Below are 21,165 nucleotides of genomic sequence, written 5' to 3' on the forward strand. Positions count from 1 at the left end.
AAGAACGGTGGATCAGTTCCCATCCACAGCCTTGCCGGGCGTGGCGGGCGCCACGTCCGTGACCCGCAGGTCGACGCGCTCCGCCCCGCCCCAGCGGTCGATGGCGAGGCTGCCGGCAGCGTGGATACGCTCGCCGCGCGCCGCAAGGAGCGCGCGGCCGAGCGGCTGGTCCGCGGCGCGGAAGGCGATGCCGCCGACCTGGCTGCCGTCGCCGGCACGCAGCTTGAGGCGCACATGGCCGTTACCGACGACGGCCGCCTCGGTAAGGATGTGATGCGGAAAGGCGAAGACGGGCTCCGGGTGGCCGGAGCCGAAGGGACCTGCCCCATTGAGCCGTGCCATCAGCTCCACCGTGGCGGAGGCGGCGGTCATCGCCCCGTCGACCAGGAGAGCCGTGTCCGCTCCCGCCGCCACGACGCTGTCGCGCAGCAGGGCGTCGATGGCCTCGGTGAAGGCCGGCAGGCTGTCATTATTAAGCGTCACGCCGGCCGCCATGGCATGGCCGCCGCCCTTCGCCACCTGCCCCGCCTCGACCAGCCGGCGCACCGCAGCGCCGAGATCGACCCCGGGAATCGAGCGGCCGGAGCCGGTGAGGCCCCCGTCGCCGTTGGCGGCAAAGGCGAAGGCGGGCTTCTGAAAACGCTCCTTCACCCGCGCGGCGACGAGGCCGGCGACGCCGGGGTGCCAGTCCGGTGCGTGCACCACAAGCACCGCCCGGTCGGGATCGGCCGTGAGCGCCATGTCAGCCTGCGCCATCGCCTCTTCGACGGCGATGAGCTCGATGGCCTGGCGTTCCTTGTTGAGCCGGTCGAGTTCCGCCGCGGTCTCCCGCGCCACGGCATCGTCGAGCGTCAGGAGAAGCCGGGCGCCGAGCGCGGCATCGCCGATCCGTCCGCCGGCATTGATGCGCGGCCCGAGCAGGAAACCGAGATGCCAGGACTCGGGCGGCCCGGACAAAGCGGCCGTATCCATCAGCGCCGTCAGCCCCGCACGGCCGCGCCGGCGCATGACGGCGAGCCCCTGGCGCACGAAGGCACGGTTGAGCCCCTTGAGCGGCACGACGTCGGCCACGGTCGCCAGCGCTACGAGGTCGAGTTCGGCGAGAAGATCGGGCTGGGGCCGGTCGGCCCGCCAGAATCCGGCCTCCCTCAGCGCGCGATTGAGCGCGACGAGCACGAGGAAGACCACCCCCGCCGCAGCGAGATGGCCGAGGCCGGAGAGATCGTCCTGCCGGTTCGGATTGACGAGGGCCTCGACGCGCGGCAGGTCCGCCGGCGCCTGGTGGTGGTCGATGACGACGACATCCATGCCGAGTTCGCGCGCATGGGCGAAGACCGCATGGCTCGCGGTGCCGCAGTCGACGGTGACGAGAAGGCGCGCTCCTGCCTGCCGCAGCGCCGTGACGGCCGCCGTGTTGGGCCCGTAGCCTTCCGTCAGCCGGTCAGGGATGTGAATGACGTAGGGAACGCCGCAGCGGCCGAGAAAGCCGCCGATGAGGGCGGCCGAACAGGCGCCGTCGACGTCGTAGTCGCCGAAGATCGCCACCTGCTCGCCCCTCTGCGCCGCGGCGGCGAGCCGCGCAACGGCGGCCTCCATGTCGCGCAGCACGGCAGGGTCCGGCAGCAGGTCGCGCAGGCGCGGCTCGAGGAAGGGAACGGCATCGCCAGCGGCGACGCCACGCGCGGCGAGCACGCGCGCCACCATGTCCGGCAGGCCATGCTGCTGCACCATGGCGAGGGCCTGCAGCGCCTGCACCTCGTCGCAGCGGTCGCGCCACATGCGGCCGAGCGCCGAGCGGGAGACGCCGAGAAAGGGGCGCGGCGCGTGGGACGCCGCCGCGGGACTGTCTACGGAATCGACGGGAGCCCGCGCGAGGGATGATTCGCTCATGGCCCGATTATTCACGGTGCAAACGGGCGGGCCAACCGCTTCAGGACAGCGCCTTGCGGTACTGGATGAAGCCCGCATCCTCCGCCACGCGGTCGTACAGCGCCCGGCCGGCTGCATTATCCTTGTGCGTCAGCCAGTAGACGCGCTCCGCCCCGGCGGCGCGCGCCGCGTCATAGACCGCCTCGATGAGCCGCCGCGCCAGGCCTCGCCCCCGATGAGTCTCGGCCGTGAAGAGGTCGTTGAGGTAGCAGCGCGGGGCGAGGCTCCACGTCGTGGCGTGGAAGACGTAGTGCGCGATGGCCGCCAGTTCTCCGTCGACGAAGGCGCCGAGGCCATGGATCGGCGCGGCGGGATCGAGCATGCGCGCAAAGGTGCCGTCCGTCACCGCCGGCGGCAGGCAGATGCGGTAGAAGGCCTGATACCCCTGCCACAGCGGTTCCCACGCCGCCCGGTCCACGGCCGCGAACGGCCGCACGACAATGCCAACGTCGGACATCAGGCCTCCTCCACCGGATGACGGCCATCCGGACCGCTCCGCCGAAACTCAATCCAGATGGAACTTGGCGAGCTCCCGGTGCTCGGCCTTGATGCGGCGCACGGTGCCGGTGGCGGAGCGGTAGACCACCGTCTCCGTCTCGATCACGTCCTTGCGGAAGCGCACGCCCGAGAGAAGGGCCCCGTTGGTGACGCCTGTGGCGGCGACGATGACGTCGCCCGAAGCGAGATCGAGCAACTGGTACTTCTTGTTCGGGTCGGTGACGCCCATCTTGGCCGCTCGGTCGAGCTTCTCCGCCGTGTCGAGGATGAGGCGGGCCTGCATCTGGCCGCCGACGCAGCGCAGCGCCCCGGCCGCGAGCACGCCCTCCGGGGCGGCGCCGATGCCGAGATACATGTCGATGCCGGTCTCTTCCGGGTTCGCCGTGAAGATGACGCCGGCGACGTCGCCATCGGTGATAAGGCGGATGCCGGCGCCCGTCTTGCGCACCGCGGCGATCATGTCGGCGTGGCGCGGCCGGTCGAGCATCAGCACGTTGATCTCGTTGGGCTTGACGCCCTTGGCCCTGGCGAGCGCATTGATGTTGTCCGCCGGCGAGGCGTCGAGGTCGATCACCCCGTCCGGATAACCTGGACCAACGGCAATCTTCTGCATGTAGACGTCGGGCGCGCCGAGCAGCGTACCCGCCTCGGCCATGGCCATGACAGTGATGGCGCCGGGCATGTCCTTGGCGCAGAGCGTCGTGCCCTCGAGTGGATCGACCGCGATGTCGACCTTAGGCCCCTTGGTGTTGCCGACCTTCTCGCCGATGAACAGCATCGGCGCCTCGTCGCGCTCGCCCTCGCCGATGACGACGGTGCCGTCGATCGGCAGGCGGTTGAGCTCCCGGCGCATGGCATCGACCGCAGCTTGGTCGGCCGCCTTTTCGTTGCCGCGCCCACGCAGCCGCGCCGCCGCTACGGCGGCGCGCTCGGTCACGCGCACGAGCTCCAGCGTGAGGATGCGTTCGATCAGCTGGTTCGGCTTGACGGTAATCTCGCTCATCGCGGTCGGATCTCCCTAAAGGCCGCTCAGATCAGCGGGCCGGAACGGCCGTCTGGATAGGTCAGAGTACGTGCATGGTCTCGGATGCGGCACGATCGGCCGCGACCTACTCCCGTTCAATACGGATCACTTGTGGCGCCTCGGCGACATGCCCGTCTCCGATCACCTTGTCCACCGCCCTGCGGATGGCGGCTTCCGTCGTCGCATAGGTGATGAGCACCACCGGCACCGGCGCGCCGGAGCGCCCGGAGGGATCCCGCTGGGCGGCATCCTCCGACCGGTGCTGGACGATGCTCTCCAGCGAAATGTCCGCCTCCGCCATGCGGGTGACGATGGAGGCCGCGGCGCCCGGCCTGTCATAGGCGGTGAGGCGCACGTAATAGCCGCCGGTATGCATGCGCATCGCCGCGCGCTCGGGCTTGCGCAGCGCGCCGACGGGCACGCCGAAGGCCGGCACTGCACCGCCCGCGGCAAGGTCGCAGATGTCGGCGACGACGGCCGAGGCGGTCGCGTCGCCCCCCGCCCCTGGGCCGACGAGCGTGACCTCGCGCACCGCATCGGCGTCGATGGTCACGGCGTTGGTGACACCCATCACCTGTGCGATGGCGGAGGATTTCGGCACCATCGTCGGATGGACCCGCTGCTCGATGCCGGTCTTCGTCCGCTCGGCGACGCCGAGCAGCTTGATGCGATAGCCGAGCTCGTCGGCCATGCGGATGTCGATGGGGCTGATCGAGGAGATGCCCTCGACATAGATCGCCTCGGCGTCGATCTCGGTGCCGAAGGCGAGGCTCGTGAGGATCGCAAGCTTGTGTGCCGTGTCGAAGCCGCCGACGTCGAAGGTCGGATCGGCCTCGGCATAGCCCAGCCTCTGCGCGTCCTTGAGGCAGTCGTCGAAGGACAGGCCCTCCGCCTCCATGCGCGACAGGATGTAGTTGCAGGTGCCGTTGAGGATGCCGTAGACGCGGCTGACACTGTTGCCGCCGAGTGCCTCGCGCAGCGTCTTGATGACGGGAATGCCCCCGGCGACGGAGGCCTCGAAGGCGAGCGACACGTCCTTCTTCTCGGCGAGGGCGGCGAGCGTCACGCCGTGCCGCGCTAGCAGCGCCTTGTTGGCGGTGACGACGTGCTTGCCGGTTTCCAGCGCCGCGGTGACGGCCTCGAGGGCCGGGCCGTCCTCCCCGCCAATGAGTTCGACGAAACAGTCGATGTCGCCGCTGCGGGCGAGCGCGACCGGATCGTCGAACCAGGTCAGGGCCGCGAGATCGAAGCCGCGTTCGCGCGCGCGGTCGCGCGCAGTCACGGCGGTCACCCTCACCCGGCGTCCGAGACGGGCGGTGAGCTGCTCGTCCTGACGGACAAGCATGCGCACGGCGGAAGCGCCGACCGTGCCGAGGCCGGCGATGCCGACCCTGAAATCATGCGACATGGTGAACCAGACTCGCGGGAACGAAAGGCAACGAGAGCCGGCGCGGCCGGCGCCTCAGCGCCGGGCCGCGAGCGGGACCACGTTGTGCAACGTTTTGTCCGCCGTTTCAAGGAAGCGGCGGATATTGCGGGCGGCCTGGCGGATGCGCTGCTCGTTCTCCACAATGGCGATCCGCACATAATCGTCGCCATGCTCGCCGAAGCCGATGCCCGGCGCGACGGCGACATCCGCCTTCTCGACGAGCAGCTTCGAGAATTCGAGGCTGCCGAGGCCGCGGAAAGGCTCCGGAATCGGCACCCAGGCAAACATCGAGGCGCTCGGCGTCGGGATCGGCCAGCCCGCCCGGCCGAAGGAATCGACCAGCGCGTCGCGGCGCCGGCGATAGATGTCGCGCATCTCGACGATGCAGTCGTCCGGCCCGTTGAGGGCGGCCGTGGCTGCCACCTGCACGGGCGTATAGGCGCCGTAGTCGAGATAGGACTTCACGCGGGCGAGCGCCGCCAGCAGCCGCTCGTTGCCCACGGCAAAGCCCATGCGCCAGCCGGCCATGGAATAGGTCTTCGACATCGAGGTGAACTCGACCGTGACGTCCACGGCGCCCGGCACCTGCAGCACCGACGGCGGCGGCTCCCCGTCGAAATAGACCTCGGCATAGGCAAGGTCGGACAGGACGATGAGCTCGTGCTTCTTCGCGAAGGCCACGAGGTCCTTGTAGAAGTCGAGCGAAGCCACATAGGCCGTGGGGTTCGACGGATAGCAGACGACGACGGCGATGGGCTTGGGAATCGAATGCACCACCGCCCGCTCGAGCGCGGGGAAGAAGGCCGGCGTCGGCTCGGCCGGCACGGAGCGGATGGCGCCGCCGGCCATCAGGAAGCCGAAGGCGTGGATCGGATAGCTCGGATTGGGGACGAGCACGACATCGCCAGGCCCGGTGATGGCCTGCGCCATGTTGGCGAAACCCTCCTTGGAGCCGAGCGTGGCAACGACCTGGGTGTCGGGATCGAGCTTCACGCCGAAGCGGCGCTCGTAATAGCCCGCCTGGGCCCGGCGCAGGCCGCCGATCCCCTTGGAGGCGGAATAGCGGTCGGTACGCGGTTTGCCCGCGGTCTCCACCAGCTTCTCGATGACATGGCGCGGCGCCGGCAGGTCGGGATTGCCCATGCCGAGGTCGATGATGTCGGCCCCGTTGGCTCGGGCTGCGGCCTTGATCCGGTTCACCTGCTCGAAGACATAGGGCGGCAGACGCTTGATGCGGTGAAAATCGGTCATGGCTACTCAAGTCCCTGGATCGGGCCGCGCATCGCAGTCCTTCCGGCGCGGCAGCTTTGATTTAGCACCCGGCCGGCCAAAGGCAGAATGTTTTTTCGCGCCTGCGGGATGACTGCCGGGCTATTGCGCTGCCGGCGCCGCCGACAGCGCCCTGGCCTCCGAGGCGGCAGCCTCGTTTGCCCGCCGCCGCGCCTCCAGCTCCTGCTTCAGCCGCTCGGCCTCATCGGCGCTCCGCGGGCGGATCGCGCGGGCCGGCGGCTGCACGCCGATGGGCATGTAGTTGAGGTCGCTGGGCCGCGATTGGGCGACGAACTCGGCCGACCGCGGCGCCTCGGCGCGCAGCCCCGTGGCGACGGCGACATCCCGCACTGCCTCACCACCGCTCGTGCAGGCGGCGAGGACGAGCGGCGGCAGCACGAGCAGCGCCTTGCGGGCACGGCTGCCCCGCACGGACTGGAAAAGGCCTCGCAGGTAACGTCTCATCGGTATGAACTCTTGTGAAAGGACCATCTGCGACAAGTCTTGCGTCGATATGCGCGATGCCCATGCCGGCGATCATGCCCGTCAATGATGCCCATGTCACAGATTGTCGGTTAATATGAGGAAAAAGGGAACGGATCGAGACATGCCGTCGAGGAAAGAGGCGGAGGGCGCATGACTGATAAGGGCGACCAGCGACCCGGCACGCCGATGCCGGATTTCGAGGCCCTGTCGCGCAACATGGCCCAGTTCGTGGAGGAAGCTGGCCGGGTGGCGGCCGCCTACCTCAAGCCATACGAGGAGGGCCGCGCCAAGGGCGGAGCCGCCGACGAGGTAGGCGACATCGTCAAGACGCTTGGCAATGTGGCCGAGAAGTGGATGTCCGATCCGCAGAAGGCGATCGAGGCCCAGTCCGCCCTCACCTCTCGCTTCCTCGATCTGTGGGCCTCGACCCTCAAGCGCATGCAGGGCGAACAGGCCGAGCCGGTAATCACGCCGGACCCGAAGGACAAGCGCTTCGCTGACCCCGAGTGGGAGGAAAATCCGCTCTTCGATTTCATCAAGCAGGCCTATCTGCTGACGACCGACTGGGCCGACCGGCTCGCCGCCGAGGCCGAGGGACTCGACGACCACACCCGTCACAAGGCGCAGTTCTACGTGCGCCAGATCGCAAGCGCGCTCGCCCCGTCGAACTTCATCGCCACCAATCCGGAGCTCATCCGAACCACCCTGCGCGAGAGCGGCGCCAACCTGGTGCGTGGCATGCAGATGCTGGCCGAGGACGTGGAGGCCGGCGGCGGCCAGCTCAAGGTGCGCCAGTCGGACCCGCACCGGTTCGAGGTCGGCATCAATCTCGCCAACACGCCCGGCAAGGTCATCTTCCGCAACGAGCTTGTGGAACTCATCCAGTACAGCCCGACGACCGACAAGGTGCTGCGCCGGCCGCTCCTCATCGTGCCGCCGTGGATCAACAAGTACTACATCCTCGATCTCAACCCGGACAAATCCTTCATCCGCTGGGCGGTGGCGCAGGGACTCACCGTCTTCTGCATCTCCTGGGTCAACCCCGACGAGCGGCTGGCCGAGAAGAGCTTCGAGGATTACATGCGCGAGGGCATCTTCGCCGCCCTCGACGCCATTGCCCGCAACACGGGCGAGGAGGAGGTCTCGGCCGTCGGCTATTGCGTCGGCGGTACCCTGCTCGCGGCGACGCTCGCCTTCATGGCGGCGAACGGCGACACGCGCATCGCCGGCGCCACCTTCCTGACCACCCAGGTGGACTTCACCCATGCCGGCGATCTCAAGGTCTTCGTCGACGAGGACCAGATCAGGGCCATCGAGCAGGAGATGGCCAAGCGGGGCTATCTCGAGGGCTCGCGCATGGCCACCGCCTTCAACATGCTGCGGCCGAACGACCTGATATGGCCCTACATCGTCAACAACTACGTGCGCGGCGTCTCCCCGCTGCCGTTCGACCTGCTCTACTGGAACTCCGATTCCACCCGCATGCCGGCAGCCAACCATTCGTTCTACATGCGCGAATGCTACCTGAAGAACAATCTCGCCAAGGGCCGCATGAACTTCGGCAATACGCGGCTCGAACTGTCGGACGTCACCATACCCACCTATCACCTCGCCACGCGCGAGGACCACATCGCCCCGGCCCGCTCGGTCTTCCTTGGCGCGCAGCTCTTCGGCGGGCGCATCCGCTTCGTGCTTGCCGGCTCGGGACACATCGCCGGCGTCGTCAATCCGCCGGCCAAGCCGAAGTACCAGCACTGGGTCAACGGCAAACCGCGCGGCGAGCTCGACGACTGGCTGAAGGAGGCGCAGGAGGTGCCCGGCTCCTGGTGGCCGGACTGGATCGACTGGATTGCCGCCCAGAGCCCCGAAAGGGTCAAGGCGCGCGACCCCGCCGAGGGGCCGCTCGAGCCCCTATGCGACGCCCCCGGCACCTATGTGAAGATGCGGGACTGAGGCGGGACGCCGACGCGCAAAGGCCGGCGGTTGCCCGCCGGCCTTTCTTCTTGCCCGAGCCGGCGACCCGGCCCGGGCCTTCGCATGGGCAATCCGGGAAAAGCGATCAGTACTTGCGCACGATCGGCGCGGGGATCGGCTTGGCTGGCTCGTCCCAGCGGTACTTGAGCGCCACGGAGACGATGTCGACTGACGGCTTCGTCTCGGCGACGAAGGGCAGCGCCGCGAACTGCGGATTGCCCGGCACGAGGCGAATGTCCGTGTCCCTGACGAAGATGTGTGTGTAGCCGACGTCGAAGGACAGCTGGTCGTTCCACTGGTAGGTGGCGCCGATCGAGGCCCAGAGACGATCGTTGTCGGGAATGCGCACGTCACGCGTGCGGTCGGTGATGGGCGACCACTCGTAGCCGAGGCCGGCACGCAGCGCGAGTTGATCGTTGACCTGATATTCCGCACCGACGGAAGCGAACCAGCCGTCGCGATAGCTGAACGGCAGCGCCGTCACGGCCGTCCCGCTGATCGCGCTCGTGACCGGCACGATGTTGAGCCTGCTCCAGTTCGTCCACTCGACCCCGGCCATCACCTTCCACTGTGGCGACAGGCGCTGGGCGACGCCGAAGGTCAGCACCTCCGGCAGGTTCACATTGGCCTTGACGGGGACGATCGTCGCCGGCCCCACGTGCAGGTTGCCCTCGAGCTGGTGACGGATCGACGACCGGAAGCCGAGGCCGATCTCGGTGCCCTCGAACGGCGTCAGCGTCAGGCCGAGCGTGTAGCCGACGCCGTACGCATCGCCCTCGAGGATGGCGGCCGGGGCGAGGGGCGACAGGCCGAGCGCGCGCTTCAGCGTCACGTCGAGATATTGCACCTGCAGCCCGACACCGATGGAGAGCCAGTCGGTGACCCTGTAGCCGATCGTTGGCGTGACGTTGATGGAGAAGGCCTTCGACGAACGCCCGTAGGTCTGGCCGGCCCAGTTCTGGTCCGGCTTGGTGATGAAGCCGTAGGGCGAATTGATCGACACGCCGAGCCAGAGCCGGTCGTTGACCTGATAGCTCGCATAGCTGGCCGGCACGACGGCCGTCTGGCCGATATTGCCGGACCCGACGGGGGTGCCCCCGAGCGCGCCGACGAGGCCGAGGGTCGGCAGGTCCGGATTGATCTTCGCCTCGGGAAAGATCACCGACGCATGACCCTCGAAGCGGAAGCCGGGGCTCATGGTGATCGTCGCCGGGTTCCAGAACATCGACGAGAGACCGGCAGAACCGGCCGCAACGCCGGAGAATGACATGCCCTGTCCGGTGGCACTCTGCTCACGGATCGCGAAGGAGCCAGCCTGTGCATCGGCCATAGCAACGATCAATGAAACTGAACAAATGGCCGTCCACGTAAGAAATTTCCGAGAATCCCTCATGGATGTTCCCCTGACCCATACGTTCAATGGAGGCGTCTGTTACTTGCGAGCGCCCTTGATTCGCATGCTGCCAAGGCCGTCTTCGACAATCAATGTATTGGTACACATACAAATATCTGAAATGGCGACTAACATTTCAGTCTTAACACCGCAAAAAACACATCAAAACATGCCTTTTGATGCACCGCACAACACCAATCCGGTTCACATGGGTATAGTTCATATCGAAACCATATCGATTTTCGCGCCTGCCCACAGGTCCTTCTCATCCGCGGAAAAAGCGTGCGGCTGGCGACTTTTCGCCTGATGTGACATTACCGCAACAAGCGCCGGTTACGCGCTGCGCGCATCGTATCTGCGCCGATCCGGCTTGCGATCGGCGCCCCGCCGCAGCACACTCCGCCCGCTTGAAACGTTTCAATTGGAGGATACCCCATGAAGTTGGTGCGCTACGGCAATCCGGGTGCGGAGAAGCCGGGCATCGTCGACGCCGAGGGCACGATCCGCGACATCTCCGGCATCGTCCCCGATCTCGCCGGCAAGGCCCTCACAAGGGCCTCGCTGGCGCGCATCGCCGCCGTCGACCCCAAGACCCTTCCAGCCGTGCCGGCCGGCACGCGGCTCGGCCCCTGCGTCGGCAACGTGCGCAACTTCATCGCAGTGGGCCTCAACTATGCCGATCACGCGGCGGAGACGAACTCACCGATCCCGAAGGAGCCGATCCTCTTCAACAAGGCCCCGTCCTGCATCGTCGGCCCCAATGACGACGTGATCGTGCCGCGCGGCTCGCAGAAGACCGACTGGGAGGTCGAGCTCGCCGTCGTCATCGGCGAGGAGGCGTCCTACGTCGAGGAGAAGGACGCGCTCGACTACGTGGCCGGCTACTGCGTCTGCAACGACGTGTCGGAGCGCGAGTACCAGATCGAGCGCGGCGGTCAGTGGGCCAAGGGCAAGGGTTGCCCCACCTTCGGTCCCCTCGGCCCCTGGCTCGTCACGACTGACGAGATCAAGGACGTGCAGAACTTGTCCATGTGGCTCGAAGTGAACGGCGAGCGGGTGCAGGACGGCTCGACGAAGACCATGATCTTCTCCGTTCCCTTCCTCGTGTCCTACATCTCGCAGTTCATGAAGCTCGAGCCCGGCGACGTCATCACCACCGGCACGCCTCCCGGCGTCGGCATGGGCATGAAGCCGCCGCGCTTCCTCAAGGGCGGCGAGGTCGTGGAACTCGGCATCGAGGGCCTCGGCACGCAGAAGCAGCAGGTGCGGGCCTATCAGAGCTGAGCATCGGCACGAGTTCCGGTTTAAGGGCGGGCACTTGCCCGCCCTTTTTCACATGGCGCGCAAGCTTCAGACGCCGAGCATCAACCGGATGTTCTGCACTGCCGCACCGGAGGCGCCCTTGCCCAGATTGTCGAGCCGGGCGACGAGCACGGCCTGCCGCCGCGCCTCGTTGGCATAGACCCTGAGTTCCAGCCGGTCGGTGTCGTTGAGCGCCTCGGGCTCGATCTTGCCGCCCGTGACGCTCGCATCGTCCTGCCGGGCGACCGAGACGAGCTCGCTCACCGCATAGCGCGTGGCGAGCACCGCCTGCAGGTCGGCCCCCGTCGGCCGCTCGGGCAGCGTGTCGAGATGCAGCGGGATCGACACCAGCATGCCCTGGCGGAAATTGCCGACCGAGGGCACGAAGATCGGCCGCCGCGAGAGGCCGCAATAGGTCTGCAGCTCCGGCAGGTGCTTGTGCTCGAGGCCGAGGCCGTAGAGCTCGAAGGACGGCGCCGTGCCCGCCTCGTAGGCCTCGATCATCGTGCGTCCGCCGCCGGAATAGCCGCTGACCGCATTGATGGTGACGGGATAATCCGCCGGCACGAGTCCGGCGTCGACGAGCGGCCTCAGAAGCGCGATCACCCCCGTCGGATAGCAGCCCGGATTGGACACCAGGCGCGCCCCGGCGATCGCCGCGCGCTGGCCCGGCGTCATCTCGGCGAAGCCGTAGACCCAGCCCGGCGCGACCCGGTGGGCGGTGCTCGCATCGAGCACGCGCGGACCGGCCTCTCCCAGGGCCTCGACGAGCGCCACCGTCTCCTTGGCGGCCGCGTCCGGCAGGCAGAGCACGACGAGATCGACATCGGCGAGCAGCGCCTTCTTCGCCTCCACGTCCTTGCGCAGCTCCGGCGCGATGGACCTGAGCTCGATCTGCGGCAGCGCCGAGAGCCGCTCGCGGATGCCGAGGCCCGTGGTGCCGGCCTCACCGTCGATGAAGACGCGCGGCGCCCGCGCACCCGCAGCCTTGGCCCGGGCGGGATTGAGAAGCGAGGTGTCGTTCATGGACGGCTCCTGACGATTGTCCGGGCGACGGTTTTCGAGCGTTTGCCGGTGGTAACAGAAGATGGGGACGAAATTGCAACAAAAAAGCCGCGCTGCGGGCGCGGCTCCGATCACGACACGCGAGGTCGCGTCATCGCACGCGCGCAAGGACGGCGCGGCGGCGTCGGTTCGGCGTGGTGTGCGCGACGGTGATCATGGGCACGCTTATCCGGGAAAGGGGCGCCGGTGTCAATGACGACCCGGCCAGTCTCTCCCGTTCGCGGGGAGGGGTATCGCACACGAAGGTCGAGGTCATGATCCTCCCCCGCATGGGGGGAGGGAAAACACTCACCCCCGCGCCCGCTCGGCGAGGATCTGCAGGTAGTGCTGCACCACCGTCGCGCCGGCGATGGCGGTGATGTCAGCATGGTCGTAGGGCGGCGCCACCTCGACGAGGTCCATGCCGCGCCAGTCGATGTCGCGCAGGCTCCACAGCGCCATCAGCGCCTCGGCGCTCGAAAGGCCGCCGGCGACCGGGGTGCCCGTGCCCGGCGCGAAGGCGGGATCGAGCGCGTCGATGTCGAACGACAGATAGGCCGGCCCCTCGCCCACCCGCTCGCGGATGCGCTGGGCGATGCCGGCGACGCCGAGCCCGCGCGCCTCGTAGGCATCGACGATGGCGATGCCGAAATCGTCCGGCGCCACGGTGCGGATGCCGATCTGGATGGAGCGCGAGCAGTCGATCAGCCCCTCCATCTCGGCGCGGGTGACGAAGGTGCCGTGCGAGGTGCCCTCGCCGTCGTCCTCCCAGGTGTCCTGGTGGGCGTCGAACTGCACCAGCGCCAGCGGCCCGTGCTCGGCCACATGGGCGCGCAGCAGCGGCAGGGTGATGGAATGATCGCCGCCGAGCGTCACGAGATGGCATCCGGCCGCGACGATCTCCGCCGCCTGCGCCTCGACGAGGCCGTGCACCTGGTCGAGCCGGCGATAGTCGAACGAGCAGTCGCCCCAGTCGATCACCGTGAGCGCCTCGAAGGGATCGAGCCCGGAGGGGAACTGCGGATCGCCGTCGAAGATCGCGGAGGCGCGGCGCAGCGCCTGCGGCCCGAAGCGCGCCCCCGGCCGGTTGGACGTGGCGCAATCGAACGGCACGCCCCACACGACGACGTCCGCCGCCGACAGATCGCGGCTGTAGCGCCGGCGCATGAAGGACAGCGCCCCCGAATAGGTCGGCTCGAGCGAGCCGCCGTCGAGCGGGCCGAGAAAGGCGTTGTCCGTCGGACGCGGGCGGATCGAATCGTTGCGGCTCACGGCGTCTCCTCGCAGCACTTTGCCGAAGGATAGCCGGCACCCGCGCCGCATCAAGCGTGGGGCGGCGACACGCAGGGCCTCACATCGGCGCGAGCGCCATTGGCAGGCCCGCCCCGTCGAGCTATGGGCGGTGCGATGACGCGCGCACGCCCCCTCTCCCGCCGCTCCCTCATCGGCGGCCTCGCTGCCCTCGCCGCCCCTGCTCTGCCCGCCCGCGCCGCCCCCTCTCTCCGGCAGGGCGGCAGCCAGTTCGTCTGGCTGGAGCCGCGCCGGCAGATGCCGGCGCTCGCCCTGACCGATGTCCGGGGCCGCCGGCACACGCTCGCGCCGGACGGGCGCGTCCATCTCCTCAATTTCTGGGCGAGCTGGTGCCCGCCGTGCCGGGAGGAGATGCCGCGCCTCGAGGCCTTCGTGCGGACGATCGATGCGCAGCGCCTCAACGTCGCCGCCATCTCCTTCGACCGGGACGGCACAAGGGCCGTCGCGCCCTTCCTGAAGCGCCACGGCATCGAGAAGCTCCCCGTCTTCGTCGATCCCGAGGGGGATGTCGCCTATTCGGACGCCGGCAACCGCAAGGGCGCGCCCTTCGCCCTCTACGGCATGCCCATCACCTATCTCGTCGACCGCGGCGGCGGCATCGTCGGCTACATCTCCGGCGCGGTGGACTGGCTGCAGCCGGACGCCGAGGCCTTCCTCGCCGCCTTCATGGCCTGACCTGCGCCGCGCCTACTCCGTCGGCAGCACCGTGAACCCATCCGCCGCGCCCCCCGGAGCGAGCGCGCTCCCCGTTTCGTCATAGCGCTCGATGGCCTCGACCCGCGCGCCGAGCGGCCCCGCGCGGCACGCCGCGAGCATCGCCTCCACGGCATCGGCCGGCCCGGCGAAGACCGCCTCGACGAAGCCCTCGCGCCGGTTGCGCACCCAGCCCGCAAGCCCCCGCGCCCCCGCCTCGCGCGCCGTCCAAGCCCGATAGCCGACGCCCTGCACGCGACCCTTGATGACGGCATGGACGATGACGCGGGAGGTCATGACTCACTCCACAACGACGGCCTCCGACAGCCTACCACGCCATCGCGCGCGGAGGATAAGGAACATTTTCCTTGATCTTAGGATTTGTTCTCTATATGTTCCGACCTGCGCGCGTACCCCTATCATCAGGAGATACCCTCGTGGCCTCGTATGCGATAACCGATGACAAGATCGTCTTCACGAACGGCACGCCGGCCGGCTATACGGTCGGAACCCTCCAGGATGCGATGAATGTTGCGCGAAGCAATGGGAAGCCCCTGTTCATCGTTGCCGGCACCTACGATGTGGGCAACCTCTCGGTCAGAACCTCCAACGGCGGAGGCGCACCACTTGTCATGGAAGCCAATCCCGGCACCGTGACGTTGCGCTTCACGACTGGTACTTTTTTCCTAGAGATCGACAATGTTCCGGATTGCGTGATCCGCGGCATCACATTCAACGCAAACGGCCGTCCCTATGCCGAGTCCGGCAATGGCGGCGCCATCACCGCCTATCGTGCGCACAGGACCCGCATCGACCGCTGTACGGTGCATGGCGCGCCGGGCATGGGGATCGTCTTCGAACAGTGCGGAACGCGCCAGACGATCGGGACAACCGGAACCGACGAACCCACCTCCCCGGCAGGCGCTATTGCCGGTTGCGAGGTTTACAACTGCGACACCGCCATCTTCGGCGTGGCCAATGTCAGCTTGTCGGTGACCGGCAACGTCGTTCGAAACTGCGGCAATAACGGCATCCTCATCTGGCAATACTCGCCGCGGTTCGACGGCAGCACCGTGAGCGGCAATGCCATCACCTACATTGAGGCGCAAGGCGGCGGCACCGGCCAGCGCGGCAACGGCGTCAATCTCTACCGCGCCCACGGCTGCTCCGTGACGGACAACCGGATTCGCTACTGCAAGTTCAGCGCGGTGCGAGCCAACGTCTGCAACGACACGATTATCTCCGGCAATAACATCTACGCGATGGGCGAGATGGCCATCTACGTCGAAGAGACGGACGGCGCATCCGGAGAGAACGACGTCGGCACCGTCGTCGGCTCGAACCTGATCGACACCTGCGGCAGCGGCATCTCCGTCACCAACTTCAACAATGGCGGCAGGCTCGCGAGCATCACCGGCAACGTGGTCCGCAATGCCAGGCAGTCGAACAATCCAACGGTGAGCTATGACACCGGCACGGGCATCAGTGCGGAAGGCGACTGCGTCGTCAACGGCAATGTCGTCGAGTGCGCCCTCCGCTACGGCATCGTTGTCGGAACGAACAATTATGCCCGCAACCTGATCGCTTCCGACAACGTCATCCGCCGGTGCGGCATCGGTATTGCAGCCTCGGCCAACGCGAATGCGGGCCACATGCTTGTGACCGACAACATGATCCAGATGCCGGCGGGCGTTTCTACCGAAAATGGTATCGTGGCCTATACCTATCTCGGCGAGACCAGCGGCGTGAGGATCGACGCAACGATGAGCGGCATCACGCCGAGCACCTATCCCAAGATCCACCTTGGCCTCAACATCGTGCACGACCAGCAGACGCCCGATCCGGTACCGGTGCCCTGCCTGGCCAGCCTGCCGGTCTTCTGAGGCAGCGCACCGCGAGGGAGGGAAGACCTCCCTCGCATTAACCCGGTCTTGGCATTTTGCGCACAGACTGGCGGCGATTCTTTGGGAGAATGATTGCCATGAATGCCAACGCGACCGGAATGGCCGCTGCGCGTGAGGCGCCCCCCCGCCTTGCCGAATTGCTGGCGAAACAACGGCCGGATTGGCATTCCGAATGGGCATGGGCCAACTACAAGTCCACGCTCGTCGATCTCGTCAGGGCCGACCACCTTCGCCACCTGTGCGAGATCGGCGGCGGCCGTGACCCTTCGTTCACGGCCGAGGAGGCCGCGGAACTCGGCATCACGCTCACCATCAACGACATCAGCGCCACCGAGCTCGAAAAAGCACCGCCGGGCTTTCCGACAGCCTGCTTCGACGTATCGGGAGACATCGCCGCAGCGGGGATCGCGCCCGGCCAGTTCGACCTGATGTTCTCGCGCATGGTCTTCGAGCATGTGAAGGACGTGCGGCAGGCCTGGCGTAATATTCACACGTTGCTCGCGCCGGGCGGCGTGGCGGTGGCGTTCTTCCCCACCCTCTATTCGTTGCCCTTCCTCGCCAATCATCTGATGCCGGAATGGCTGTCGAGCGCCATCGTGCGCGCCTTCTATCCCAACCGGGGCGAAGAGACCGACGACCCCAAGTTCCCCGCCGTTTACGACTGGTGCTTCTCCAGTGAGGCCCGGATGCTGCCCATGCTGCGGGACTGCGGCTTCTCGGACGTGGCCATCCAGCCCTTCTGGGGACATGGCTATTTCAAGCGGCTGCCGGTGGTGCGGCAGATCGACGATGCCTTCAACGCCCTTGCCGCACGGCGCGACTGGCGGAGCATGTCCGCCTACGCCTACGTGCTGGTGCGCAAGTAGTCAGGCAAACTCCAGAATAACCGCATCCACCGCGAGGCTGTCGCCCTCCTTGGCGTGGATCTTCGCGACCGTGCCGTCGCGCTCGGCCTTGAGCACGTTCTCCATCTTCATCGCCTCGACGATGGCGAGCGTCTCGCCGGCCTTCACCTCCTGGCCCTCGGCGACGGCGATGGCCTTGACGAGGCCGGGCATGGGGCAGAGCAGCTGCTTCGAGGTGTCGGCCGCCACCTTCTCCGGCATCAGGGCGGCAAGCTCGGCCTCGCGCCGGGTATAGACGCGCGCCTCCGTCGCCGTGCCCGCGTGGGCGAGCGCCACGCCGTTGAGGATCGGCCGCACCTGCACCGCGATCGCCTTGCCGTCGACGCGGCCGTGCCATACCGGCTCACCGGGGCGCCAGGACGACGCGACGGCGACCGTGCGCCCGTCGGAAAAGGCGAGAACGAGAGCCCCGTCCTTGTCGTCGATGGTGAGCGGGATGGCCTCGCGGCCCAGCATCACCACCCGCTCGCGCTCGAACCTGACGGGCTTGGCCGAGCGCAACTGGCCCGAGATGCGGCGCTTGCGCTCGTTGAACAGATGGTCGATGGCCGCCGCGACCGCCGCGAGGTGGATGGCGACCTCCCCCTCCGGCCGCGGCATCTCGAAGCCCTCGGGAAACTCCTCGGCGATGAAGCCCGTCGACAGGCGGCCCTCCTGCCAGCGCGGATGGGCCATCAGCGCCGAGAGGAAGGGAATGTTGTGGCGGATGCCGTCGATGGCGAAGGCATCGAGCGCCCGCTGCTGAGCCGCGATGGCGGCCGCGCGCGTCGGCGCGTGGGTGATCAGCTTGGCGATCATCGGGTCGTAGTAGATGGAGATCTCGCCCCCTTCCACGACGCCGGTGTCGTTGCGCACCCGCGCCCCGTCCGCCTCGCCCTCGGCCGGCGGGCGATAGGTGACGAGCCGGCCCGTCGAGGGCAGGAAGCCGCGCGTCGGGTCCTCGGCATAGACGCGGCTCTCGACGGCCCAGCCGTCGAGCCGGATGTCTTCCTGCGAAAAACGCAGCTTCTCGCCGGCGGCGATGCGGATCATCTCCTCGACGAGGTCGATGCCGGTGACCATCTCGGTCACCGGATGCTCCACCTGCAGACGGGTGTTCATCTCGAGGAAGTAGAAGGAGCGGTCCTGGCCCGCCACGAACTCGACCGTGCCGGCCGAGTCGTAGTTCACCGCCTTCGCGAGCGCCACCGCCTGCTCGCCCATCCTGCGGCGCGTCGCCTCGTCGAGCAGCGGCGAGGGGGCCTCCTCGATGACCTTCTGGTTGCGGCGCTGGATGGAGCACTCGCGCTCGCCGAGATAGACGACGTTGCCGTGCTTGTCGCCGATGACCTGGATCTCGACGTGGCGCGGATCGGTGATGAATTTTTCCACGAACACCCGGTCGTCGCCGAAGGAGGATGCCGCCTCCGAGCGGGCGCGGGCGAAGCCCTCCGCCACCTCGGCCGCCGAATAGGCGATGCGCATGCCCTTGCCGCCGCCGCCCGCCGAGGCCTTGATCATGATCGGATAGCCGATGTCGTCGGCGATCCTCACCGCCTCTTCCGGGCTCTCGATGACGCCGAGAAAGCCCGGCACGGTCGAGACCTCGGCGGCATTGGCGAATTTCTTCGATTCGATCTTGTCGCCCATGGCCTCGATGGCCTTGGGGTTGGGCCCGATGAAGGTGATGCCGGCGCTTGCCAGCGCCTCGGCGAAGGCCGCCCGCTCGGACAGGAAGCCGTAGCCCGGATGCACCGCCTCCGCCCCGGTCTGCCGGCAGGCCTCGACGATCTTCTCGATGACGAGATAGGACTGGGCGGCGGGCGCCGGCCCGACGAAGACGGCCTCATCCGCCATCTCCACATGCAGCGCGTCCCTGTCCGCTTCGGAGAACACAGCCACCGTCCCGATGCCCATGCGACGCGCCGTCTTGATGACCCGGCAGGCGATCTCGCCGCGATTGGCAATCAGGATCTTCGAGAACATGGACGCTTCCCTGGTGACCGTTTCCCCTCTCCGCTTCTAGACGAGAGCGCCGGGGGCGACAATTGCGGCGAAAGACGGATGCTCATCCGGGCATTTGTGCAGAGGCGACAAGAAAGCCGGCGGCGAGCGCGACAAGCGCGAGCAAGGACACGAGGCTGAAGCGCCCGGCATAGGCCCTCCCGCCGAGCGTCGCGGCATAGATGCATTTGGCGATCGTGTTGCTGCCGACGGCGATGGCGATGGCGATGGCGCCCGCACCGAGAGCGAGACGGTCGGGCACGAGGCCGGACACGCCGAGCGACACCGCATCGACATCGGCAAGACCCGAGACGGCAGCGACGGCATAGACGCCCACGGCGCCGAGATGCTCGGCCGCCAGATCGCCCGCCACGCGCACGAAGGCGAGCAGCGCGGCGAGCTTGAGCACCTCGCCGAGCTCGAACGGGTTGCCGCCCTCGGGGGCGGCCGATTGCGCCGGCGCCCCTTCGCGGCGGGCGAGCAGCCAGGCGCCGGCGACGAGCACGGCGGCTCCGAGCCCGAGGCCCGGCGCCAGCAGCCGGCCGAGTTCAGGCGCGACCGCCGTGACGATGACGGCCGTGCGGATGAAGGACACCGCCCCCGCCGCGAGCGCGCCGGCGGCGAGCGGCAGCGCCGCCTCCCCCATCCGGGCAAGCCGGGCATTGGCGAGCGTCACTGCCGTGGAGGACACGAGCCCGCCGGTGGCGCCGGCGACGAGCCGACCGCGTTCCGCGCCGAAGAGCTGCACCGCGACATAGCCGAGAAAGGACACACCGGCGAGGATGATGGCAAGCAGCCAGACCCGCGCCGGGTTGAGCCCCATGAACTGCGGCAGCGGCTCGTCGGGAATGAGCGGCAGCGCCACGAAGGTCATGACGGCGAGCACGATGGCGGAGCGCAGTTCGCTCCAGCGCATGCGCCGCAGCAGCGCGTGAAGCACCTCGCGGCTGGCGAGAAGCGCCGTCATGACGACGGCCGCGGCCCCTGCGAAGGCCGGATCTCCGAGGACCGCAAGCGCCCCGAGCACGAAGGTCGCCTGCCCGGCGACGACGCCAGTGACGCTGAAATTGGCGTCGGCCTCCGCCTCTCGGCGCTTGAACGTGATGAGCGCGGCCGACAACACGGCGAGCGCTGCGACGAGGACGATCGCCGCAACCGGTGCGTTCTGCGGCGCCAGCGCCTGCGCGGTGATCGCGGCGATACCGCCGAAGAAGCCGAACAGCGCGAAGGTGCGCACACCCGCGGTGCGGCTGCCGGCCGGCGCGTCACGCTCGCGCCAATGGCGCTCGACACCGACGAGAAGGCCCACGGCGAGGGACACCGCGAGCCTGTGGAAGAGATCGTTGAGGTCCATGCGCAGAATGCGTCACTGCTCGCATGGCTTGTAAAGGGAAATGATGCGCACTCTGCCGTTTATGCCGCGGCGAAGCGGCGCGGCATGGCCTTCACCGGCACGCCCAAGGCCCGTCGCAGGCGATTGCCCTGGCCGCGCAACAGGAAGGCGAGCAGAACCTCGTCCACCTGCTGGGCCTCGCGCACCACCTCCATGCCGATGCGCAGCGCGTTGACCGTCGGCCCGCCACCGGCGCCGAGAGAGGTGACCAGCCAGTGCGCATCCTCGCCGCGCACGATGCCGGTGGGACGCTCGCCCCACACGACGAAATCCACCACCATCGCCACGAGGCAATCGGCGAAGGATGCATCCTGATCCTTCACCGCGCGGTCGAGCGCGATCAGCACATCCGCTTCTTCCCGGAACGCGATGCCATCCGGCAAGATCTCGCGCTGCAGATACGCCACGTCCTTCGCAGTAATGCGCTGACGGTCGAGGATCTCATCGACGAAACGGAAGAAGTTCTTGTTGATCATTGTTTGATGCCTCCCCGGCATTCTTTTCGCCGGTGTGATTGCTTCCTGTCGCGAACGATCCTGCGCCCAACCACTCGCCAAGTTCTTAACGGCCAATCGTGAATCTTTGTTCAGGTTAAGCGTTGTTGACGGCCCGTGGTTGACGGAAAATC

At 67.8% G+C, this 21,165-nt stretch carries 18 protein-coding genes; 5 read left to right on the plus strand and 13 right to left on the minus strand.

The window, feature by feature from the left end; all coding sequences use genetic code 11:
• Positions 1-12 precede the first annotated feature (12 nt).
• The 6 genes from recJ to BOQ54_RS11295 all read right to left on the minus strand — a co-directional run bounded on the left by recJ (position 13) and on the right by BOQ54_RS11295 (position 6,614).
• The gene (gene recJ / locus BOQ54_RS11270; protein ID WP_245316340.1) at positions 13-1,779 is read right to left on the minus strand and encodes a single-stranded-DNA-specific exonuclease RecJ; all 1,767 of its coding nucleotides are present in this window, start codon (positions 1,777-1,779) and stop codon (positions 13-15) included.
• 151 nt (positions 1,780-1,930) lie between these two features.
• A complete protein-coding gene (locus BOQ54_RS11275) occupies positions 1,931-2,386 on the minus strand; it encodes a GNAT family N-acetyltransferase (RefSeq protein WP_055457995.1) in 456 nt (151 codons plus the stop codon).
• A 48-nt stretch (positions 2,387-2,434) separates the two neighbouring features.
• The gene (glpX, locus tag BOQ54_RS11280; protein ID WP_055457994.1) at positions 2,435-3,430 is read right to left on the minus strand and encodes a class II fructose-bisphosphatase; all 996 of its coding nucleotides are present in this window, start codon (positions 3,428-3,430) and stop codon (positions 2,435-2,437) included.
• Positions 3,431-3,536: 106 nt separating this feature from the next.
• Entirely contained in the window at positions 3,537-4,859 is a 1,323-nt protein-coding gene (locus BOQ54_RS11285; RefSeq protein WP_071923937.1) for a homoserine dehydrogenase, read from the minus strand.
• Positions 4,860-4,913: 54 nt separating this feature from the next.
• Positions 4,914-6,131: an LL-diaminopimelate aminotransferase gene (locus tag BOQ54_RS11290; protein ID WP_055457992.1), complete on the minus strand. Its 1,218-nt coding sequence runs from the start codon at positions 6,129-6,131 to the stop codon at positions 4,914-4,916.
• A gap of 120 nt (positions 6,132-6,251) precedes the next feature.
• Positions 6,252-6,614 (minus strand): hypothetical protein, encoded by a 363-nt coding sequence (locus BOQ54_RS11295; RefSeq protein WP_071923938.1) that lies wholly within the window; start codon positions 6,612-6,614, stop codon positions 6,252-6,254.
• A 171-nt stretch (positions 6,615-6,785) separates the two neighbouring features.
• Between BOQ54_RS11295 and BOQ54_RS11300 the strand changes: the two genes are divergently transcribed.
• Positions 6,786-8,588 (plus strand): PHA/PHB synthase family protein, encoded by a 1,803-nt coding sequence (locus BOQ54_RS11300; protein ID WP_071923939.1) that lies wholly within the window; start codon positions 6,786-6,788, stop codon positions 8,586-8,588.
• 106 nt (positions 8,589-8,694) lie between these two features.
• On the opposite strand, the gene BOQ54_RS11305 is transcribed toward BOQ54_RS11300, so the two are convergent.
• Entirely contained in the window at positions 8,695-10,002 is a 1,308-nt protein-coding gene (locus tag BOQ54_RS11305) for an OmpP1/FadL family transporter (RefSeq protein ID WP_071923940.1), read from the minus strand.
• A 435-nt stretch (positions 10,003-10,437) separates the two neighbouring features.
• On the opposite strand from BOQ54_RS11305, the gene BOQ54_RS11310 reads away from it, so the two are divergent.
• The gene (locus tag BOQ54_RS11310; protein WP_071923941.1) at positions 10,438-11,286 is read left to right on the plus strand and encodes a fumarylacetoacetate hydrolase family protein; all 849 of its coding nucleotides are present in this window, start codon (positions 10,438-10,440) and stop codon (positions 11,284-11,286) included.
• 66 nt (positions 11,287-11,352) lie between these two features.
• On the opposite strand, the gene argC is transcribed toward BOQ54_RS11310, so the two are convergent.
• Complete coding sequence (gene argC, locus BOQ54_RS11315) at positions 11,353-12,330, minus strand: N-acetyl-gamma-glutamyl-phosphate reductase (protein WP_071923942.1); 978 nt, start codon at positions 12,328-12,330, stop codon at positions 11,353-11,355.
• A 327-nt stretch (positions 12,331-12,657) separates the two neighbouring features.
• On the minus strand, positions 12,658-13,620 hold the full coding sequence (gene speB / locus BOQ54_RS11320) for an agmatinase (protein ID WP_055457986.1): 963 nt from the start codon (positions 13,618-13,620) through the stop codon (positions 12,658-12,660).
• A gap of 135 nt (positions 13,621-13,755) precedes the next feature.
• On the opposite strand from speB, the gene BOQ54_RS11325 reads away from it, so the two are divergent.
• Entirely contained in the window at positions 13,756-14,334 is a 579-nt protein-coding gene (locus BOQ54_RS11325; RefSeq protein WP_071924482.1) for a TlpA family protein disulfide reductase, read from the plus strand.
• Positions 14,335-14,346: 12 nt separating this feature from the next.
• On the opposite strand, the gene BOQ54_RS11330 is transcribed toward BOQ54_RS11325, so the two are convergent.
• Complete coding sequence (locus BOQ54_RS11330; protein WP_071923943.1) at positions 14,347-14,649, minus strand: acylphosphatase; 303 nt, start codon at positions 14,647-14,649, stop codon at positions 14,347-14,349.
• A gap of 140 nt (positions 14,650-14,789) precedes the next feature.
• On the opposite strand from BOQ54_RS11330, the gene BOQ54_RS11335 reads away from it, so the two are divergent.
• Positions 14,790-16,235: a TIGR03808 family TAT-translocated repetitive protein gene (locus BOQ54_RS11335; RefSeq protein ID WP_071923944.1), complete on the plus strand. Its 1,446-nt coding sequence runs from the start codon at positions 14,790-14,792 to the stop codon at positions 16,233-16,235.
• A gap of 98 nt (positions 16,236-16,333) precedes the next feature.
• Complete coding sequence (locus BOQ54_RS11340) at positions 16,334-17,122, plus strand: class I SAM-dependent methyltransferase (RefSeq protein WP_186437982.1); 789 nt, start codon at positions 16,334-16,336, stop codon at positions 17,120-17,122.
• Here BOQ54_RS11340 and BOQ54_RS11345 read toward each other — a convergent pair whose 3' ends face one another.
• The 3 genes from BOQ54_RS11345 to BOQ54_RS11355 form a co-directional block, all read right to left on the minus strand.
• Entirely contained in the window at positions 17,123-19,126 is a 2,004-nt protein-coding gene (locus BOQ54_RS11345; RefSeq protein ID WP_071923946.1) for an acetyl-CoA carboxylase biotin carboxylase subunit, read from the minus strand. It lies immediately after the preceding gene.
• Positions 19,127-19,208: 82 nt separating this feature from the next.
• Positions 19,209-20,498 (minus strand): MgtC/SapB family protein, encoded by a 1,290-nt coding sequence (locus tag BOQ54_RS11350; protein WP_055457980.1) that lies wholly within the window; start codon positions 20,496-20,498, stop codon positions 19,209-19,211.
• Positions 20,499-20,557: 59 nt separating this feature from the next.
• A complete protein-coding gene (locus tag BOQ54_RS11355) occupies positions 20,558-21,109 on the minus strand; it encodes a hypothetical protein (protein WP_245316204.1) in 552 nt (183 codons plus the stop codon).
• Between the last annotated feature and the right edge of the window lie 56 nt (positions 21,110-21,165).

It is taken from the genome of Chelatococcus daeguensis, assembly GCF_001887265.1.
GTDB classification, from domain to species: Bacteria; Pseudomonadota; Alphaproteobacteria; order Rhizobiales; family Beijerinckiaceae; genus Chelatococcus_A; species Chelatococcus_A sambhunathii.

Bases quoted from the DNA above. Each gene is read 5' to 3' on its own strand.
- recJ (WP_245316340.1), bottom strand. From the start codon at position 1,779: ATGTGGCGCGACCGCTGCGACGAGGTGCAGGCGCTGCAGGCCCTCGCC.
- BOQ54_RS11305 (WP_071923940.1), bottom strand. From the start codon at position 10,002: ATGAGGGATTCTCGGAAATTTCTTACGTGGACGGCCATTTGTTCAGTT.
- BOQ54_RS11325 (WP_071924482.1), top strand. From the start codon at position 13,756: ATGACGCGCGCACGCCCCCTCTCCCGCCGCTCCCTCATCGGCGGCCTC.
- BOQ54_RS11340 (WP_186437982.1), top strand. From the start codon at position 16,334: ATGAATGCCAACGCGACCGGAATGGCCGCTGCGCGTGAGGCGCCCCCC.
- BOQ54_RS11345 (WP_071923946.1), bottom strand. From the start codon at position 19,126: ATGTTCTCGAAGATCCTGATTGCCAATCGCGGCGAGATCGCCTGCCGG.
- BOQ54_RS11275 (WP_055457995.1), bottom strand. From the start codon at position 2,386: ATGTCCGACGTTGGCATTGTCGTGCGGCCGTTCGCGGCCGTGGACCGG.
- BOQ54_RS11290 (WP_055457992.1), bottom strand. From the start codon at position 6,131: ATGACCGATTTTCACCGCATCAAGCGTCTGCCGCCCTATGTCTTCGAG.
- BOQ54_RS11285 (WP_071923937.1), bottom strand. From the start codon at position 4,859: ATGTCGCATGATTTCAGGGTCGGCATCGCCGGCCTCGGCACGGTCGGC.
- BOQ54_RS11300 (WP_071923939.1), top strand. From the start codon at position 6,786: ATGACTGATAAGGGCGACCAGCGACCCGGCACGCCGATGCCGGATTTC.
- glpX (WP_055457994.1), bottom strand. From the start codon at position 3,430: ATGAGCGAGATTACCGTCAAGCCGAACCAGCTGATCGAACGCATCCTC.
- BOQ54_RS11330 (WP_071923943.1), bottom strand. From the start codon at position 14,649: ATGACCTCCCGCGTCATCGTCCATGCCGTCATCAAGGGTCGCGTGCAG.
- BOQ54_RS11350 (WP_055457980.1), bottom strand. From the start codon at position 20,498: ATGGACCTCAACGATCTCTTCCACAGGCTCGCGGTGTCCCTCGCCGTG.
- BOQ54_RS11310 (WP_071923941.1), top strand. From the start codon at position 10,438: ATGAAGTTGGTGCGCTACGGCAATCCGGGTGCGGAGAAGCCGGGCATC.
- BOQ54_RS11295 (WP_071923938.1), bottom strand. From the start codon at position 6,614: ATGAGACGTTACCTGCGAGGCCTTTTCCAGTCCGTGCGGGGCAGCCGT.
- argC (WP_071923942.1), bottom strand. From the start codon at position 12,330: ATGAACGACACCTCGCTTCTCAATCCCGCCCGGGCCAAGGCTGCGGGT.